The organism is Acidocella sp. (assembly GCF_028687955.1).
GTDB lineage: Bacteria > Pseudomonadota > Alphaproteobacteria > Acetobacterales > Acetobacteraceae > Acidocella.
The window spans coordinates 1-16,170 of record NZ_JAQTZC010000009.1; the positions used below are offsets into that span (position 1 = coordinate 1).

17 protein-coding genes are annotated in these 16,170 nt (G+C 62.3%); 15 read left to right on the forward strand and 2 right to left on the reverse strand.

What is annotated here, in order from left to right:
* The 12 genes from PHE40_RS02020 to PHE40_RS02075 all read left to right on the forward strand — a co-directional run.
* Positions 1–409, forward strand: a 409-nt coding sequence (locus PHE40_RS02020) for a hypothetical protein (RefSeq protein WP_299957270.1), incomplete at its 5' end; no start/stop codon positions are given.
* Positions 406–717, forward strand: a complete 312-nt coding sequence (locus tag PHE40_RS02025; RefSeq protein ID WP_299957272.1) for a type IV secretion system lipoprotein VirB7 — start codon at positions 406–408, stop codon at positions 715–717. The genes PHE40_RS02020 and PHE40_RS02025, both read left to right, overlap by 4 nt.
* Positions 718–727: 10 nt before the next feature.
* On the forward strand, positions 728–1,420 hold the full coding sequence (locus tag PHE40_RS02030) for a type IV secretion system protein VirB8 (RefSeq protein ID WP_299957275.1): 693 nt from the start codon (positions 728–730) through the stop codon (positions 1,418–1,420).
* Positions 1,417–2,331 (forward strand): TrbG/VirB9 family P-type conjugative transfer protein, encoded by a 915-nt coding sequence (locus PHE40_RS02035; RefSeq protein WP_299957277.1) that lies wholly within the window; start codon positions 1,417–1,419, stop codon positions 2,329–2,331. Before PHE40_RS02030 ends, PHE40_RS02035 begins: the two co-directional genes overlap by 4 nt.
* Complete coding sequence (gene virB10, locus PHE40_RS02040; RefSeq protein WP_299957280.1) at positions 2,328–3,485, forward strand: type IV secretion system protein VirB10; 1,158 nt, start codon at positions 2,328–2,330, stop codon at positions 3,483–3,485. Before PHE40_RS02035 ends, virB10 begins: the two co-directional genes overlap by 4 nt.
* Entirely contained in the window at positions 3,475–4,515 is a 1,041-nt protein-coding gene (gene virB11 / locus PHE40_RS02045) for a P-type DNA transfer ATPase VirB11 (protein WP_299957283.1), read from the forward strand. The genes virB10 and virB11 overlap by 11 nt, the downstream gene beginning before the upstream one ends.
* Entirely contained in the window at positions 4,512–4,802 is a 291-nt protein-coding gene (locus PHE40_RS02050; RefSeq protein WP_299957286.1) for a hypothetical protein, read from the forward strand. Before virB11 ends, PHE40_RS02050 begins: the two co-directional genes overlap by 4 nt.
* The gene (locus tag PHE40_RS02055; protein ID WP_299957289.1) at positions 4,799–6,619 is read left to right on the forward strand and encodes a type IV secretory system conjugative DNA transfer family protein; all 1,821 of its coding nucleotides are present in this window, start codon (positions 4,799–4,801) and stop codon (positions 6,617–6,619) included. The genes PHE40_RS02050 and PHE40_RS02055 overlap by 4 nt, the downstream gene beginning before the upstream one ends.
* On the forward strand, positions 6,616–7,326 hold the full coding sequence (locus tag PHE40_RS02060; RefSeq protein ID WP_299957291.1) for a hypothetical protein: 711 nt from the start codon (positions 6,616–6,618) through the stop codon (positions 7,324–7,326). Before PHE40_RS02055 ends, PHE40_RS02060 begins: the two co-directional genes overlap by 4 nt.
* Positions 7,327–7,336: 10 nt before the next feature.
* Positions 7,337–7,561 (forward strand): hypothetical protein, encoded by a 225-nt coding sequence (locus PHE40_RS02065; protein ID WP_299957293.1) that lies wholly within the window; start codon positions 7,337–7,339, stop codon positions 7,559–7,561.
* A 19-nt stretch (positions 7,562–7,580) separates the two neighbouring features.
* A complete protein-coding gene (locus PHE40_RS02070; RefSeq protein WP_299957295.1) occupies positions 7,581–7,895 on the forward strand; it encodes a TrbM/KikA/MpfK family conjugal transfer protein in 315 nt (104 codons plus the stop codon).
* A gap of 74 nt (positions 7,896–7,969) precedes the next feature.
* Positions 7,970–8,995, forward strand: a complete 1,026-nt coding sequence (locus PHE40_RS02075) for a hypothetical protein (protein ID WP_299957298.1) — start codon at positions 7,970–7,972, stop codon at positions 8,993–8,995.
* An 18-nt stretch (positions 8,996–9,013) separates the two neighbouring features.
* Here the strand turns inward: PHE40_RS02075 and mobF are convergent, their stop codons facing one another.
* Complete coding sequence (gene mobF, locus PHE40_RS02080) at positions 9,014–12,733, reverse strand: MobF family relaxase (protein ID WP_299957301.1); 3,720 nt, start codon at positions 12,731–12,733, stop codon at positions 9,014–9,016.
* A gap of 52 nt (positions 12,734–12,785) precedes the next feature.
* On the reverse strand, positions 12,786–13,115 hold the full coding sequence (locus tag PHE40_RS02085; protein WP_299957304.1) for a hypothetical protein: 330 nt from the start codon (positions 13,113–13,115) through the stop codon (positions 12,786–12,788).
* A gap of 777 nt (positions 13,116–13,892) precedes the next feature.
* On the opposite strand from PHE40_RS02085, the gene PHE40_RS02090 reads away from it, so the two are divergent.
* The 3 genes from PHE40_RS02090 (at position 13,893) to PHE40_RS02100 (ending at position 16,142) form a co-directional block, all read left to right on the forward strand.
* Entirely contained in the window at positions 13,893–14,774 is an 882-nt protein-coding gene (locus tag PHE40_RS02090) for a hypothetical protein (RefSeq protein ID WP_299957306.1), read from the forward strand.
* The gene (locus PHE40_RS02095; RefSeq protein ID WP_299957309.1) at positions 14,762–15,415 is read left to right on the forward strand and encodes a hypothetical protein; all 654 of its coding nucleotides are present in this window, start codon (positions 14,762–14,764) and stop codon (positions 15,413–15,415) included. Before PHE40_RS02090 ends, PHE40_RS02095 begins: the two co-directional genes overlap by 13 nt.
* A 319-nt stretch (positions 15,416–15,734) precedes the next feature.
* Positions 15,735–16,142: a type II toxin-antitoxin system HicB family antitoxin gene (locus tag PHE40_RS02100; protein ID WP_299957312.1), complete on the forward strand. Its 408-nt coding sequence runs from the start codon at positions 15,735–15,737 to the stop codon at positions 16,140–16,142.
* The last annotated feature ends 28 nt before the right edge of the window (positions 16,143–16,170 follow it).

Below are 16,170 nucleotides of genomic sequence, written 5' to 3' on the forward strand. Positions count from 1 at the left end.
CGTGGTATGCGTAGGCCCGTTTGTTCTTCCAGGCTATTTATTTGCAGCCACAAGGGGCGTTGCTGACCGCTTTGTTAGCAAGCTGATTGGTTTGTGCATCCTCATCGTGATGGTGGACATCTTGCTGTCAATTATAGATGGCGCGATCAACACATACTGCGGTGACGTGGTTTCCATGATTTCCTCCGGTCAGTCCTCCGGGTGGTTTGGAACAACCGAAGACATCGCCGCCACTTTGTTTATGTGCATACAGCTTGTGGTGTTCTTGTTCTTGTCGGCCGCGACCATGACTTTCATTCCGGGTATCGCCAGCTTCATCGGCGGTGGAGTGTCTGTCAGCCCCATGCAAGTCGTCAACGCTGTAGCAAAAGCCGCTTCGGCTGGAGCAGGTCTCGGAGGGAAAAAATGAACTTCTTATATACTCGGCAGGCCCTCATGGACTTTGAGTGGGCTGCAATCCTCTTCTGGATTTTCATCGCCATATTCGAGTTTGGCCTGAAAAAGAAGGCCCCACGGATATTCCGCGCGATCTTCTGGCTACCTGGCAAGCTGTTACGGGTGTGTGTTGTGTGCGCCACTCTTGGCCTCCTGCTCTCCGGGTGCGCCAACCCTGATCCGCTCGCGGTCGCATCCGGACCGCTCTATCCGCTCAACGCAGGCCACTGGCAGCCGACGCCGCAGGATTTGTCGGCGCCGCCTCCTGTCACGCACAACTAAGGGGGGCACAATGAACGACCGCGACACCGCGTTTCCGCTGGCCGCGCCGCAACTTGAGGCTCACTACCATGAAGTAGCCTCCTTTCAGAAGCTCCGCGCCCGGCTAAGCCGGTACATCTCACGCGGTCTCGTTGTCGCGCTCGCTTTTTCCCTTTTTGCCAATGTCGGCTTGGCTTGGTCGATTGCCTCGATGCTACCACTCACCAAGCTGGTGCCCGTGTATCTATTGGTGCGGCCAGATGGCACGATTGACACATCCGTATCGCTATCCTCGCTCCCTGCGTCCAGCAGCGAGGCCGTCATCCGCGCCGCGCTTTGGCAGTATGTCCAGATGCGGGAGGGCTACACGTATGACACCGCCCAATACCGCTACGACATCGTTTCCGGCATGTCCGATGCGAACACGCGCACGATCTATCAAGCGTGGTTCAACTACCCCAACCCTCAATCGCCCCAGGTGATGGTCGGCAAGAACGGCGTCATCACAACGCAGCCGATCTCGGTTGCCCTCATCGGCCCGAATGTCGCGCAGGTCCGCTATGAGCGCGAGCTTACCATGGGGACGGATGCCCCGCTGACGACGACGTGGACCGCGACCCTGCAATTTCAGCAGGTCGCTTCCATCCCAGCATCCGATCGCCTGACGAACCCAGGCGGCGTCATTGTTACGAGCTACCAGAGTGAAGAGGATACCGCGCCATGAAAGGCTGGAGGGCTTTGCTTTTTTCTGGCGTGGTGCTGGCGGGCCTGGGGCCGCGCCTGGCGCACGCCGATCAAACCCCCATTGGGGACCGCTACGATACGAGGATGCGGCTTGTTGCCTATAATTCGGGGCAGGTTGTGCATCTCTCAACGATTGTCGGCGCAACCATGGTCGTGTCGTTCGGCTCGAATGAAACCGTGACGGCGGTTGCCGAGACTGACACTATCCACCTGGCCGCGGTTCCCAAGGGCAATTATCTGTTCTTGAAGCCGAGTGCCCCACTGGCCCTTCAGCCGGTCATCGTCTTGACGCAACTGCCTGACGGCCAGCTCCGCCGCTACGTGTTTGAGATTGAGACCGTCAGTGACCCGTCCACGGCAAACGGTGCCGATGGTGTCTATTACGCGGTGCAATTCACCTATCCCGCCCAGGAAGCCGCAGCGGCGGCAGCGAAAGCAGCGGCCGAAGCGGCACAGGTCGCCAAGCTGAACGCCCAGGCCGAAGCGGAGGCCCAGACTCAGGCTACCAATGACATCATGGATAGTGAGCGGAACAACCCCTATGTCGGGCCGCGAAATTACAGATATGTCGCGCAGGGCGATCATTCTCTTGCCCCGGTCTCTGTCTGGGACAATGGCTATTCCACGGTGCTGACCTTCCCAGGGAACACCGCCATTCCCTCTATTTTTATCATCAACCCGGATGGCAAGGAAGCGACGGCCACCTATTCGGTGCATGGCAATACGGTGGAGATTGACCAAACCACGCGGGAAGTCCGCCTACGCTACGGCGGGACGGTGCTGAACATTTACAACCTTGGCTACAACACCGTGGGCAACAACCCCGGCACCGGCACGGTCAGCCCGGACGTTACCCGCACCCTTTCCAGCGCAGCGGGGACCGTGCCATGAGCGAAAACAATCAATCGCCCGTCGAACAGGGTAAATCTCCCGTTGCCGGCGAGGGCGGCCGTCAAATGTCGATGGGGACCAAGCTCGGCATTCTCGGCCTTGTCGGGGCGTTGGCGCTTGGCTTCGTGTGGTTCAACGCCCTCTACAGCCATCGGCAGAAAGCCCAGCCGGCGGCCTCGCAAACGGCCTATACAGGGGGCGGTCAACAATTCACCCAGCCGCCCCCGACAACTGCGAAGCCGCCTCCGCCGCCCGCCCTGCCTCAACCGGCGCCTGCCGCGCCAACATCCTTCTTGGGAACCGGGAGTAACCAACAGACCCCGGCCACGGCGCCGATCATGGCCTATTCAGGCCAGGGAAGCCTTCTGCCCAGCCTGTCGGCCGCTGCGGCGCCTGCATCGGGCGGGGGCAGCCCGCCCGCTCCACCGCCGGCACCGGATAGCTCCCCGCTTGGCGCACGGCTGAAAGCCACGCCTCTGGATGGGGAACAGGCCGCCATTCTCGCCAACCCGAACATGACGATCACCGAAGGCACGATGATCCCATGCAGCCTCCAGACCGCGATTGATAGCCAGCTTCCCGGCCTCGTGACCTGCGTGGTGCCGATCGACATTCGCGGGACCACGGGCAATGTGGTCCTGCTCGACCGTGGGACCAAGATCGTCGGCCAAATCCAAAGCGGGCTGCTCCAGGGGCAAAACCGCGTGTTCGTCGATTGGACCCGCGCGGAAACGCCGGATCATGTCATCATCACGCTCGACTCGCCTGGCACCGATGAGCTGGGCCGTTCCGGCCTTCCGGGCGCAGTCAACAACCATTTTTGGGATAGGTTCGGCGGTGCCCTCATGCTGACGCTCGTTCAAGGCGGGCTTGACGCGGGAACGGTCCTGGCGGCCGGAAATGGTAGCAGCAATTCGACATCGCAGCAGGCCGCCCTTGGTTTCGTCTATTCGGCACAATCGAACGGCCAGGCGGTTGCCAACACGGCCTTGCAGAACACCATCAACATACCCCCGACTCTGACAAAAAATCAGGGTGATACGGTCGGTTTGATCGTCGCGCATGATCTCGATTTCTCGAATGTTTATAAATTGCAGGTCAATAATTCATCTTTCAACAACGGCCAGCCGGTGAGCCTGGACAATGGTGGGTGAAGCCGCGCTTCAACTGAACTACTTGATGAAGCCGCTTGCGCCATGGCTGGAAGATCCTGCCACGGAGGAAATCTGCATCAACCGCCCCGGTGAGGTGTTTATCCGCCAGCGCGGCATTTTCAAGGCCGAACCCATAGCCTTCGATCTGGCAGACCTTGAAGATATATCCACGCTCGCCGGCGCGCTCCGAAAGCAGGATGTTGGCCCCCGTAATCCGCTTTGCGCGACGGAGCTGCCCGGCGGCGAGCGGTTGCAGATTTGCGTCCCGCCAGCCGTGCCGGCCGGCACGGTCAGCCTGACGATTCGCAAACCTGGCGGTTCGGTATCGCCGATCAAGTCCGTTGCGGGCCGGTATGCTACTACGAGGTGGAACCAATGGGAGACCCGGAAGGAAGCTGAACGCCGCGACTTCAGCGAACTGCTGGCGCTCTACGATTCGGGAAATCTCGAAGCGTTCCTAGAAAAATGTGTGGCATCCCGCCTGACGATCCTGAATTGCGGGGCAACCGGCTCTGGCAAAACCACGATGAGCAAGACGCTCATCGGGGCGATTCCCGTAGCAGACCGCATCATCACCATCGAAGACACGCTTGAGCTGGTGATCCCGCAACCGAACCATGTCCGGCTGCTCTACAGCAAGGATAACATCGGGCAGTCCAACGTCACGGCGGAATCGCTTCTCCAAGCGAGCTTGCGGATGCGGCCAGACCGCGTACTCCTGCAAGAGCTGCGGGATGACGCCGCCTGGACCTATGTAAATGAGGTCGTAAGCGGCCACCCTGGCTCTATTACCACCATCCACGGGAAGAACCCGGAAGATGCCTTCAAGAAGCTCTTCGCGCTGGTGAAGGGCAGCCCCCAGGGCGGCAAGTGGGATGACCGCACACTTATGGATTTCCTGGCATCGGCGGTGGACGTGATTATCCCGTTCCATAACGAAGGCGCACTCTATGAAATCCGCGAAGTCTGGTTCGCCGCCGATGCGGCAAGGCGGGGTGAGACCGCCGCGAACCTGTTGAGGGCAGCATGAAAATCAATCCTGACAAGATTTCTACCTGGGTTGAAGGCAAGGCGTCCGCTTATCTCGAATGGGACAAACGCCGCACTCAAGCCCGGTTTGAGAAAGCCCTTAAACTCAAACGGTATTTTTGGATTCTTTTAGGGATATGCTGCCTCCTTTTTCTTTTAGGGTTAATGGACCATCTGAACGCCGCAGCAATAAGTTCTGCCTGCGCCCTGGCGCTGATCGTCGTGTTCATGAAGTTCGTTCAACTGACGATGATTGCCCTGCACGGTAAGGAAGGATCGGACGAATGACCGATGCCATGGGCCAGCTCATCATCAAGGTCGGTTTCAGCTTTATCATGGCCTTTGTCGCCTGGACGATGGTGGCCTCCCTGGTGTTCCTGTTCGGCACTGGCCTGCTGCATGATTTCCCGCACCCGTTCTACCAATGGTGGCTTTACGCGCTACAGGACACTGGCAACGCGCGTGTGTCCCTCTGGCTCAAAATCGGCGCGGTAGCTGGCGCCGTCCCACCCGTATTGCTGGCGATCGGCCTCATTGTTCGCTCGCGCCAGGTCACAGGCCCGCGCCTGCGCCGCCCCCTGTTTGGCGGCATCGTGAAATCGCCGCTTGCTGTCACCGATAATCACGGCCGCGCCGAATGGATCAGCATGGATGCCGCCCTGAAGCGGTTCCCTGGTCCGGACCCTCTCTATGGCGGCATCGTCGTTGGGGAAGCCTACCGGGTAGATCAGGACAAGGTTGCCAACGATCGGTTTGACCCGGAGAACCCGAAAAGCTGGGGCAAGGGGGGCAAGGCCCCTCTGCTAATTGACCCATGCAAGGAAGGCCCCACCCATTCCCTCGTTATCGTAGGCAGCGGCGGCTACAAGACGACAACTGCGGTTTCAACGCTTCTTCATTGGACCGGCTCGGCCGTGGTCCTCGATCCAGCCGGAGAAATCGCCCCGATGCTGCGCGAGGCGCGCGCCGCCATGGGGCACAAGGTCTATGAGCTGGACCCGGCGGCAGGTGTTGGCTTCAACGTGTTGGACTGGATCGACACAAAATCGCCGGTCTCATCCACAAACATTGACTCGGTCGTAACCTGGGTCTGCGGCGATCAAAAGCCGGGCGTCAACAAAAATGAGGACTTTTTCGAGAGCATGGGGCGCAACGTGGTGCGCTGTTTCGTCGCTCACGTCCTTTATGACCCCGATGCCCCGGAAAAGCTGAAAACCCTCCGCACCGTGCGTCGCGCGATTGCCATGCCAACCGAACAAATCCGCACCGTCCTGCGGTCCATCTACGAGAACAGCCCCAGCTCCTATGCCCGGCAGCTCGCCGGGCCATTGTGCGGCCTGGTGGACGAAACCTTCAGCGGGGTCGTCGGCGCCGCGGCCGAGCTGACCACCTGGCTGGGTAACGACGCCTATGCGACGCTCGTATCCGGGGACAGCTTCACCACGGCCGAGCTGCTGCAAGGCCGGATGACCCTGTTCTTGAAGATGCCTCTTAAGGTGCTGGAAACCACGCCGGGGGTCAGCCGCACGGTCATTGGCGCGCTGCTGAACGCCGCCTATGAGGCCGATGGCAATGTCAGCGGACGGGTGCTCTACCTGCTCGATGAGGCCGCGCGCCTGGGGTACATGAAGATCCTCGAAACTGCCCGCGATGCCGGCCGGAAATACAACATCACCATGCAGCTCCTCTATCAGTCGATCGGGCAAATCGTCGATCAGTGGGGCGAACAGGGCAAGCGCGCCTGGTATGAGGGGGTCTCCTTCCGGTGCTACGCTGCGGTGCAAGACCTCGATACAGCGACGGAGCTGGAAAGCACCTTCGGAACCTACGGCGTCATGGCAAGTTCCGAAGGCACGAATTCCGGCAGTGCGGGCAAGGCGCTGGAATCGTCCTCTCGCTCCCATGGCTCTAATATCAGCTATCACGAAATTGCCCGGCCGTTGCTCCGCAAGGCGGAGCTGATGCACGACACGCGGGCTGATGAATTGTTCGTTCTCGCGCGCAGCACGCCGCCGATGCGCTGCGGACGGGCCATCTATTTCCGCCGCCCTGAGTTGGTTGCCCAGGTCGCGGCCAATCGTTTCTATAAGGGAGCGGCCCAATGAGCGGTGAATATCAAGGGGAGAACGAGAAGGTTTCCACCATCTTCAAGGGTGGCTGGAAAACGCTTGATGACGGCTATGACCTCAAATCTATCGAGCTGGGTAAGGGAACAACGTCAGGGCAATTTTATTTCGCCACCTGGCGTAGAACCGAGATGGAAGCCGGGCATGATCCTGAACCGTTCTGGCGTGGCCCCGTCAAAGACTTGGCTACAGCCTATGAGGGTGCAACCCGTGGCGATTCCTACATCATGGACGCCAAAACCAAAGGCGAGCTGTTCCGTGAACAGGCCGCGGTGGGTGCCGCTACGCTCACATTCGAGCAGGCTTCGGCAGTCTGGCAGGAACGTGCCCAACAAGACAGGGCCAACATCCCCGCACGGACGGAAGAGATTGCGAAAGAGCTGACCGCCAAGCACGCCGGTAGCCCCTATTGGGGCGATGCGAGAATTCAGGAAGAGGCCCGCCGCGTGGCCGGACTGGAGCCAAGCCAAAACTACCAGCGGGCTTTCAACGCGGACCATAATGTGCGGATGGCGACTGACCCTCAATATCGAAAAGAGTACAACACCGCTGCCGAAGAAAACCGGCAAGCCGGTGTCGAAGCTCAGTCGTATTGGGAGAAGGTGGCCTCCGGCGCATCCCAGGCGCGCGCCTCTGGCGCCGTCGAATCCCAGGATCTCACGCGGCCACCTGGCCGCACGCGATAGGAGAAAAGCCATGTCGGAAATCGAATCTGATCTGGACCGGGCAGCGGCATCCTACTGGATGTCCGTTGCCAACAAGGTCGGCACGGGAAAGTCGGACGCCTTGCAACAGGCCGCCAACCTGCTGCGGGATGCACGCGCTGAAGCACGTATCCCCGATAGTGCCAAGCAACCCACGCTAGACACAATGGAGGCACCGCCCCTCGATGTCCTGAAGCCCCCCCGTTTGACCCGATAATCAGCCCAAGGAGATTTCCATGCGCCTCGCCGTTTTATCGGTCCTCGCCCTGGGGACCGTTCTTGCGCTCTCCCACCCGGCCCGCGCCGATAGTGATTCCGCGTGCGGCGCGGTCCTCTGCCTCGCCGGCGAGGCAGCCGGCCAGGGCGGCGGTTCAAGCTGCACGGGCTATCTCACCTCGTATTTTTCCATCCGCGTCTTCAAGGGAGGCGATTTCAAGCCGGGGGACACGCTCTCCGAACGGGCCAATTTTCTGAATCAATGCTCAAGCGCCCCGTCCGGCACGCGCTCATCCGTCAATTCGCAATATGGCGGCCAGGAATTTGGCCCCTGAGCACGATCCGGACATTCGGAAGATTTTAGCCGCCAAGGGGTATTGCAGACTCATCTAGGGAAGAGAGGAAGATTATGCGCCTCGTCAACGCCCTTCGGTATTTTGAACCGCTCAAGCCCGGTGCCACCCCTCAAGACCGGCCCGAGGATTTCTGGGCCGCCTATGCGTCCGGCCTCGTCGCCACCGCATCGTGTGGTCGCATGGAAATAGGCCAAGACGTTGTGGAAGCCGCCCATGAAGTCATCAAAACGCGGCCTAGCACCGTACTCAGTGCGTTCCATCTTGCCCGTCCCCCTTTTCCGGTAACATGGCTGGAATGGCTCATGGAGCCAACTGCCGAGATTCGCCGCCGCGGTTGGTTGATCGTCGAGGAAGACTGCGACACATATAGCGCGGTCCTGTTCGGCCTTGAGTCGGATGAGGTGCTGATTGCTGCTGGCATCGGCATGATTCTCCGGACTGTATCCGGCCCCCGCACTGGCGTATCTTTTAGTGAAGCCGAGCTTCAAGCCGCCAAGAAATTCAAGAGGCAGGTTCTCACAATCTCGAAGGTGGGGCGCTTCTTCACCAAGCTTTTTCAACGCTTGCCAAGCGGATCGCTTCTAACTGATCCTGATTACCAACGTCTGGTCAAAGACCTCTCGCCCAATGACATTGTTGCCCTTCACGAGTTGGCTGATCGTATCGAACCTCATTCGATCGAGCACGGGTCGTTTGGGAACGCCATCAACCCCCGTGATGAAGCCTATGGCGAAGCTTCCCGATTGTGTCAGGAACTCGTGGCTATTTTGCTGTTGCTGAATAGCCGCAACGCGACGGAGACCGGAGAAGAGCCGGACTTAGAAGCCATCAATCGGGCAAGGACAAGGAAGGGCGAACCGCCTTTGCTGCCACTGCGCCCGGTCATTCTTGACATTACACGCCGTCTCCGCGCGGCACGCCGGGCCGGAATTCCAAACGCTCCTTCCGATCTTCGAGCCGCCCTGGTGAGGGGGCATTTCAAGGTTCGGAAAAGCGGCGTCTTCTGGTGGTCGCCGCATGTTCGCGGCAATATCGGCGAAGTATCCGGGCGAGATTATCGTGTCCAGGCAGGGCGCTAACCCCGCCTCAAGCCAAACCTATCGCCCCCGGCCAGGTCGCCGCGCCTGGCTCTGGGTTTGTGTCTGCTCGGGCGTTTTTGAGGCGCGTTCGGCCACGTCCTGCCAATAATCCCGCTCGGTGTGCCGCTCGGCCCGCTTCGCGCGGGCGATGGCGGCCAGCCGTTCGGCGAGTGCCGCGCCGGCGCGGGCGAGCTGGGCGACGGATTCACCATGACGCCGTAGGCGCTCGGCCAAGCCCGGCAACCGGCTCTCCAGGGCGCGGGTAATCCTGCGCCGGTCCAGGCGCTCCGGCAGGCTGGTGGTCGGCTCCTGGGCCGCTGTGCGAGCCTCCATGGGCTGTAGGGACGCTTGCACGGCGCGGATCGTACCCCGCCGCACATTGGCCGCCCGTTCAAGCATGGAAACGGCGCTTTCCTTCTCGTCCTGGCGCGAGAAATTCCGGGTGACGTTCGCCAGCACATCGCCGGGCGTGATCTCCCGCCGATCGCCGAGTGGCCGCCGGCCGGCAACTTCCGCGCGCTCGGCGCCGTCCGATGTCACGATGAAGCTCTGCTCGCGGTGCCGGCTGCCAGAGGTGTAAGCGCCAAAGGCTGTGACCAGGCGGCTCCCGCTCGGCATGGCATGGATATGCTCGGTGACGGTTGACCCCTGGGCCGTATGCGTGGTCAGGGCCTCGCCGTAGGCAAGGCGGAACCGGCCGGCATCATCCTGAAGCCGATCCCAAGGCACAAAGCCCTCTTTGCCATTGTGATTTCGCAGCACCAGGCCGTCACCCTGAATCTTCACCACGTCCAAGACGGACCCGTTTCGGCCGATGTTCCCATGCGTGCCGTTTGTGAAAGCCGCGTTCACCTTATCGAACAGCCGCACCCGGTCGCCTTCGGCCAGCGCCAAGCTGTAGCTCCGCGTCCCCTGGCCGTCACTGGCGGCCAGGGTGGTCTTATCCTCGCCGATCTCGCCGGCGTCTCGCCGCCGCCCCCGGATGGCAATGCTGATGTCATGCGCTTCGGCGTTCGTCGGTGCGCTGACTGTCACCGTGAAGCCCGGACGGTCGCGGTTGGCCTCCCGGCGCTCCTGCCAAAGTTCGGCCACCCGGTCGATTGCCTCGCGGTAGCCGCCCGGCGCGGCCTGAAACGTGCCGTTGATGGCCTTTCGGTCCATCGCTTCCTTCGTCTGGCCGTTGCGGAACATCAGGGTTGTTTCCCGCTCGTCGGCATCCTTCTGGCGCACTGAGCTGCCCAGCTCCGGCACGGCCTCAGTGCCGAGGGCCTGCCGCAACAGCGCGATGACCGGCCCGGCCTCTACGGATTGCATCTGTTTGGGGTCGCCCAGCATCATAAGCTGGAATCCGGTGCGCTTCTGCAGGGCGAGGATGTCATTGAGCTGGCGTGTGCCCAGCAAGCCAACTTCGTCCACTACGACTACAGATTTCGCGTCCAGCGCGATCTTGCCGCGCTCAACGGCTTTGAGAAATGACGCCACGGCGCGCGTGCGGCCCTCGATGCCGGCTTCAGCCAGGTCGTCAGACTGCCGCCAAGCCAGGGCGATGCCGTGAACGGTTCGCCCATCGTCCTGCCACGCGCGCACAAGGGGTTTGAGCAGGGTGGTCTTGCCGGACCCGGCAACGCCGATCGCAAGCCCGATCCGTCCGCCAGTGCCCAATTTGTCGATGACGGCGCGTTGCGCCTGGCCGTGCTCGCTTGAGAATTCCAGCTCTGGAAACGCCCGGACGGCCGTTTCAATCTTCGCCGGCGTCAGCGCGGCACTGCGATCCCGGCCACCCGCGCGGGCCGTGGCAATCAGGGTCTTTTCCTCGCGTTCGTCTAAGCTGGTGGTAACGGCGGTACGCTCGCGGCCCTGGGTGCTGGAGACGGTGCCCCAGATCAGCGCGGCATCCTCGCCGCGGCGCTGAACGCCGCGTTCGCGGAAGGCCCGCGTCACCTTGCTTACATCATCGGCCGACTCAATGCCGGCAAGGATCAGCCCCTTTGCTGCGGCTACGCGGGCATCGGCCCCGTCGATGACCGCCCGCCGGTCAAACTGCTTGTCGAGCAAGGGCATGGCAGCCCGGTAGGCACGGTCAAGCCGTTCCTCGTGGGACAGCTCCCGGTTGCGCTCGTCTGGCCGCAGGACGCTGCGATGCCGGTAGCCGATGGCCTCCGCCATCTTCAGCCAGAACGCCAGGTCGCTTACGTCATCGGACTTCGCCCCCCGTGGATCTTGTACGCCAGATTTAAGAAGGCGAATCTTATGCTCGGCATCCATGCCGTCCCAATCAAGGCCGAGGGATTGGGCATAGGCGCGGGCGGCTTCGGTGCCGCCCATGGTCCGCTTGCTGAAATAATCAACAACCCACTCCGGCACGGACCCCAGCCGCATCATTTCATTGCGTGAGTCCAAGCCGATTTCGACACCATGGCGGCGGAGATTTTCAGCAAGGAACGCCTGATAAAGCGCGCCCCATTCATGCACGCGGCCGTCGAGCTGGGCGAGGTCGAGGCCGCCGACACGCCCGGTCGCGGTCTCCACCACGTTGAACACCGCGACATGGGTATGCACCTGCATGTCGCCGGGCACGCGCCCGCCCGTGCCAGCGAGGCTATGCAGTTCGGTGGCATCACGGCCATCCTCGTCCTTGGTGATGACCGCGACGGTCGGCCGGGCCGCGTAGTGGTCGAAGGAAACCCAGCCAATCGCGCCCGGCTCATGCCCATCTTTGCCGCCCTTGCCTTTCCGCGCCCGGCCAATCTCCTGCTCAATGGTGCCCATGACGCTCTCGATCGCGTCGGCGTGGGCCTGATGCAGAATGGCGCGCTCCGCGTTCGTCGGCGCGAAGGCCCAGGCGACGGACAGTGATTTCGGCGCGGAAAAGGTGAGGTCGATATAGCCGATACGCGATTTGGAGGTTTCCAGCGCGGCCATATAGGCCCGGTCAGAGACCTCCTTTCCATCAGCCAGGCGGCCGGACAGGATATGCTCGCGCTGCTCGGCCGACATTTCCTTGCCCGTAACGCCAAGCGCCTTTTCCAAGCGCCGCACCGCCCCCTTGGCGGCCTTCTCTGGCAGCGCCTCGCCGGCGGCCGTCTGGCCGGCCAGCATCCGTTCAAGCTGCGCCCGGTCGGGCTTCTGGTCCGCCTCAAGGCCGAAAATCTGCGTCAGCGGCAGGGTGGCGGCCTGTGTCTGCTTGCCTTCGATCTCTCGGCCATCTGCGCGCTGCCCGTTCAACAGGAACGCAATCTCACTTTGGGTCAGCCCCCGATTTGGGTCGATGCCCAACCGCCGGGCAAGGGCAGGGTCCATGTTTCGCCGTGGCGTAGCGGCCGCGCTGCTATAGTCGCGCGCCGTCGTCGCGTCGGCGATGGCGGCTTCAAGCAGCTCGGGGAATGTGGGACTCGCCACTTTGTTTGTTTGTATTCCCAACCGTTCCAGGCTCGCGCTCCCGTCTTCGCGGGAAAGAAGCCCGGCGCCGATGAAGGCCGCGACGGCGCGAAGGTGCAGCTCGCCGGCGTCGAGCGCGGACCCGTCCGGGGCAAGGGCGCTTTCGCCCAGCCGGGCCGCTTCGGATTTCACCAGCTCATCAAGCGCAGCGCCACCCGGCAACTGACCGTCCGGGGCAAGGCGGCTATAGCGGCTATATGCCGCTTCCGCCGGCGTCGGCGGTGTCACGCCTTGCTCATAATACTCCGCCATCACCGCCATCTCGGGCGGCAAGGTTTGCTGCAATAGGTGTTCCGCCATACTCCTGGCCGCCCGTGGTGCCCCTGCGGCCCCGGTGCGGTAGGTCAGCATGTCAGGACTCTTCGCCCGCTGTGCGGGCCTCCGGCGGCGCGCTGCCATCCATGGCGGCGCTGATGGCGTCGGGCAGGTCACTGACCTCCGAGCGCAGCGCCTCGATGCCGGCACCCATTTGCACCACGGCGCCGGTCAGCTCGTCCAGGCTTTGAATGATGGGTGAGGGGCCGGGATCGTCCTTCACGGCCGCGGCGATCTCGCGCAGCAAGTTCGTCTGCTGTTGCAGGGTGTCGAGCATGAGGCCGAGGGCCTGGTTCATCGCCGTCTGCCCGGATTCAAGCGCAGCGAGGCGGGCTGTGGTATGATCGGCTGGCGATGAATCGGCCATGGGGTCTCCGGGGTCGGGCGCTGTCCTCAACTGCTCGCTGCGGGCACCGTAGCGGGAACAGCGGGGCACCGCAACAAAGCACCCTTGGGTGCCTTGGTCTGCTACAGATGACCCCTTTTCAAAACCGCGAAGACGGTGGGGTCTGACCCAGGAAATGAGCGGCGAAAAGAGCCGCGAAAAGCGCCCCTATAAGAGCGGCGAAATGGGACGCGAAATGAGCGGCGATTTCTTGACCAAAAGCCCGCTCTGAGGCAACCTGCATCTGCCCATGCCGATCAAACGTCAGCCATCTGAAGCCGAACTTGACGCCTTGGCAGAACGCTTCCGCGCGCTCTGGCGCGACGGGAACGTGATGCGGCCATGGCTACGGAGACACCATGCGATGTTCCGCGAGCTGGTGAACGATGACTGGTCATGGGCGGCGGTCGCGGATGCCCTGACTCGCGCGGGCATCACCTGGCGCACGGGTCGCGGCTGGTCGGCTGAGGGCCTTCGCCGTGAGATAGTCCGCGCGAGCATCCCGCTCAAAAGCCGGGGCAGGGAGGGCAAAGCCCCCTCCCCGGCTGCTCAAGTTTCAGCGCCAGGAGAAGCCACCACGCCGCAGGTAGCGGCGGGCAGCCCGGCGCCAGCTTCTTTCCCGCCGCCAAGTGCGGCTCCCGTTCCCAGGTTCAAACCGGCTTCATTGAAGCCCTATGAACCCCCACGCCCCCTAACATCAGCCGAGGAACAGGAGAGAGAGGCAGTGCATAAAAAAATCTACGGATGAAAGGAAAACCGATGGCCGACAACACGCCGCAACCCTCCACCCCGAAAGCGGAGAAGCCGAAGCCCGCAACCTTCAAGCCTGGCGCCACGTCCTACGCGGGTAAGGATGTCGATTTTGGCGGGCTGGCACCCCAGACCGAACCCGAACCCGCGATTACCAAGGGCGTCGATCTCGCGGGTAAAACCAAGATCGTCTTCGCGGCCGGTCGCGGGAAAACCGGGAAAACCACCCTCCTGCGCTGGATCGCGGAAACCTCATTCCAGCGGGCCAGCACCCCAATTTTGGCCGACATTGACCCAAGCAACGCGAGTTTTTCCCGCTATTTCGAGGACGTAGCTCGCCCGGAAACCGACAATCCGGCCGGGGTCGCACGCTGGCTTCAACAGCTTATCGAGCACTGCGTCTCGGAACGCCAATCGGCCATTGTGGACCTGGGCGGCGGTGACACGACGCTGCGGACACTGGCAACAGAGATGCCCGGCCTGGCCGCCGCCATGGAAGCGGCCGGGGTAGCGCCGGTCATGCTCTACCTGCTCGGCACGCAAGCCGAGGATCTGACCCCCGCCCTCACCTTGAGCGCACGCGGCTTCGCGCCGAAGGCGCAAGCCCTCGTACTGAACGAGGTTGCCATTGACGCGGGCACCACGCGCACGGACGCCTTTGGCCGCCTGACCGGGCTGCCGGGCTTCATCGAGCTGGCGAAAACGAGTGTCCCCGTCTGGATGCCCCGGTTATTCGCGGCGGAAGCCATCGAAGCCCGGCAATGCCGGTTTTTCGATGCGCGCGACGGCAGGGTGACACCGCCACTCGGCATGTTTGACGGGGCACGGCTTCGCGCCTGGTTGGATGCCATGGACCGGCGCTGCGCGGGTATCAGCTCATGGATACCGTAACGGCCACGGGTCGCCGGGGGGAGTTACGGGCGAAACTGGAAGCGGCGATCGGTGCAATGCACCGCGCCGCCTCCGCGTCCGTACTGAAAGGTGATCCGCTCGCAGAACAGCTCCACGCCCTGGCGGAATCCATCGGGGCACTTGGCGAGATTTACGAGTCCAGCGCAGACACTCAGCTCGAAATTGCCGAAAAGCTCCGCACCCAGGCCGATACGGTGGCGAATGACGCAATCGAGCGTGTTCACGCCTCCGGGGTCGGCATCATCGACCAGCTCGCCCCCCGCCTCGCGGTCATGGTCGAAAAGAGCACCCGCACCCGCCTGCAAACCGCCCGGCTGCGCGTCATTCTTGGCGGCGCGGCCGGTCTCGTGATCGGTCTTGCCCTCATCGCCGGCGTCTCCTACGCGGCCGGCTTTGCCTCCGGCCGGTCACAGGGGGAAATCTCTGCACACACCATATCGGCGGCCATGGCCGCCGGACCTGGCGCCGCCTCTGCCTGGGCAACTCTCATGGCGGACAATGACCCGGTGCAAGCCCTCACCGCCTGCAAGAAATCGGTCGCCGCCGATGCTCAAGGCCGCCGGTACTGCTCAATGCCGGTGTGGCTTGATCCGGCGACAAAAGCCGTTCCCGGACAATGACCGGCACGGGTGGCTAAAAGGCCGCCTTCTTTCCGAAAATTACCGTTCTGATATAACGCAGCCTGGGGCAGTACGCGCTGCCCTGGGGCGTAGAAACCCCTAACTTAGCGGTTGGTGCCCGCCGACAGGGCACCATCTTCCTTGACTCATGTGGGTCGGGGAGCCTGTGGCGTATGTCCAGGTTTCCCGCGAAACTAAAGGTCACAGGGACCGGCTAAGTTCGGTTTTTCTACCTCCCCGATCAGGGGTCAGGAATTGTCAGCGGGGGCGCACCGCAGACACAACCTATACCGGACGTAGAATGATTTTGCAGTATCCCGTGGACCTAACTGCCGAAGAGAGCGGGCAGATTGCCGTGCTTTTCGGCAGTTTGCCGGGCAAAACATGGGGTCACGATGAATCTGACGCCCTGATCCGCGCCGCTGATGCGCTGATTATCGTCCTGGCCGGGTATGTCGATGCCGGAGAGCGCATCCCCCTGCCGTCTCCGGCCCGTGGCCGCCCGGTTATCTCCGTGGCTCCGCTGGAAGCCGCGAAAGTACGTTTGCACAATGCGATGCTCGATGCCGGGGTGTCGGATGCTGACATGGCGCGCACGCTCGGGCTGCCGAAATCTGTAGTTCAACGCCTTCGGAATCCGATCTTTCCGGGCGAGCTTGCGGAGGTCGAGATGGCCTTTGCCGCTCTCCTGGCGGCGGACAAGTCGCAATCGGATGCTTCGGCCTAGCCGTCCCCTTCGCCCGAGCTACTCCGCC

What these genes read in the sequence shown, in the direction of transcription:
- virB11 (WP_299957283.1), top strand. Translation starts at nt 3,475, where the DNA reads ATGGTGGGTGAAGCCGCGCTTCAACTGAACTACTTGATGAAGCCGCTT.
- PHE40_RS02030 (WP_299957275.1), top strand. Translation starts at nt 728, where the DNA reads ATGAACGACCGCGACACCGCGTTTCCGCTGGCCGCGCCGCAACTTGAG.
- PHE40_RS02095 (WP_299957309.1), top strand. Translation starts at nt 14,762, where the DNA reads ATGGATACCGTAACGGCCACGGGTCGCCGGGGGGAGTTACGGGCGAAA.
- PHE40_RS02065 (WP_299957293.1), top strand. Translation starts at nt 7,337, where the DNA reads ATGTCGGAAATCGAATCTGATCTGGACCGGGCAGCGGCATCCTACTGG.
- PHE40_RS02075 (WP_299957298.1), top strand. Translation starts at nt 7,970, where the DNA reads ATGCGCCTCGTCAACGCCCTTCGGTATTTTGAACCGCTCAAGCCCGGT.
- mobF (WP_299957301.1), bottom strand. Translation starts at nt 12,733, where the DNA reads ATGGCGGAACACCTATTGCAGCAAACCTTGCCGCCCGAGATGGCGGTG.
- PHE40_RS02060 (WP_299957291.1), top strand. Translation starts at nt 6,616, where the DNA reads ATGAGCGGTGAATATCAAGGGGAGAACGAGAAGGTTTCCACCATCTTC.
- PHE40_RS02025 (WP_299957272.1), top strand. Translation starts at nt 406, where the DNA reads ATGAACTTCTTATATACTCGGCAGGCCCTCATGGACTTTGAGTGGGCT.
- PHE40_RS02035 (WP_299957277.1), top strand. Translation starts at nt 1,417, where the DNA reads ATGAAAGGCTGGAGGGCTTTGCTTTTTTCTGGCGTGGTGCTGGCGGGC.
- PHE40_RS02050 (WP_299957286.1), top strand. Translation starts at nt 4,512, where the DNA reads ATGAAAATCAATCCTGACAAGATTTCTACCTGGGTTGAAGGCAAGGCG.
- PHE40_RS02070 (WP_299957295.1), top strand. Translation starts at nt 7,581, where the DNA reads ATGCGCCTCGCCGTTTTATCGGTCCTCGCCCTGGGGACCGTTCTTGCG.
- PHE40_RS02085 (WP_299957304.1), bottom strand. Translation starts at nt 13,115, where the DNA reads ATGGCCGATTCATCGCCAGCCGATCATACCACAGCCCGCCTCGCTGCG.
- PHE40_RS02090 (WP_299957306.1), top strand. Translation starts at nt 13,893, where the DNA reads ATGGCCGACAACACGCCGCAACCCTCCACCCCGAAAGCGGAGAAGCCG.
- virB10 (WP_299957280.1), top strand. Translation starts at nt 2,328, where the DNA reads ATGAGCGAAAACAATCAATCGCCCGTCGAACAGGGTAAATCTCCCGTT.
- PHE40_RS02055 (WP_299957289.1), top strand. Translation starts at nt 4,799, where the DNA reads ATGACCGATGCCATGGGCCAGCTCATCATCAAGGTCGGTTTCAGCTTT.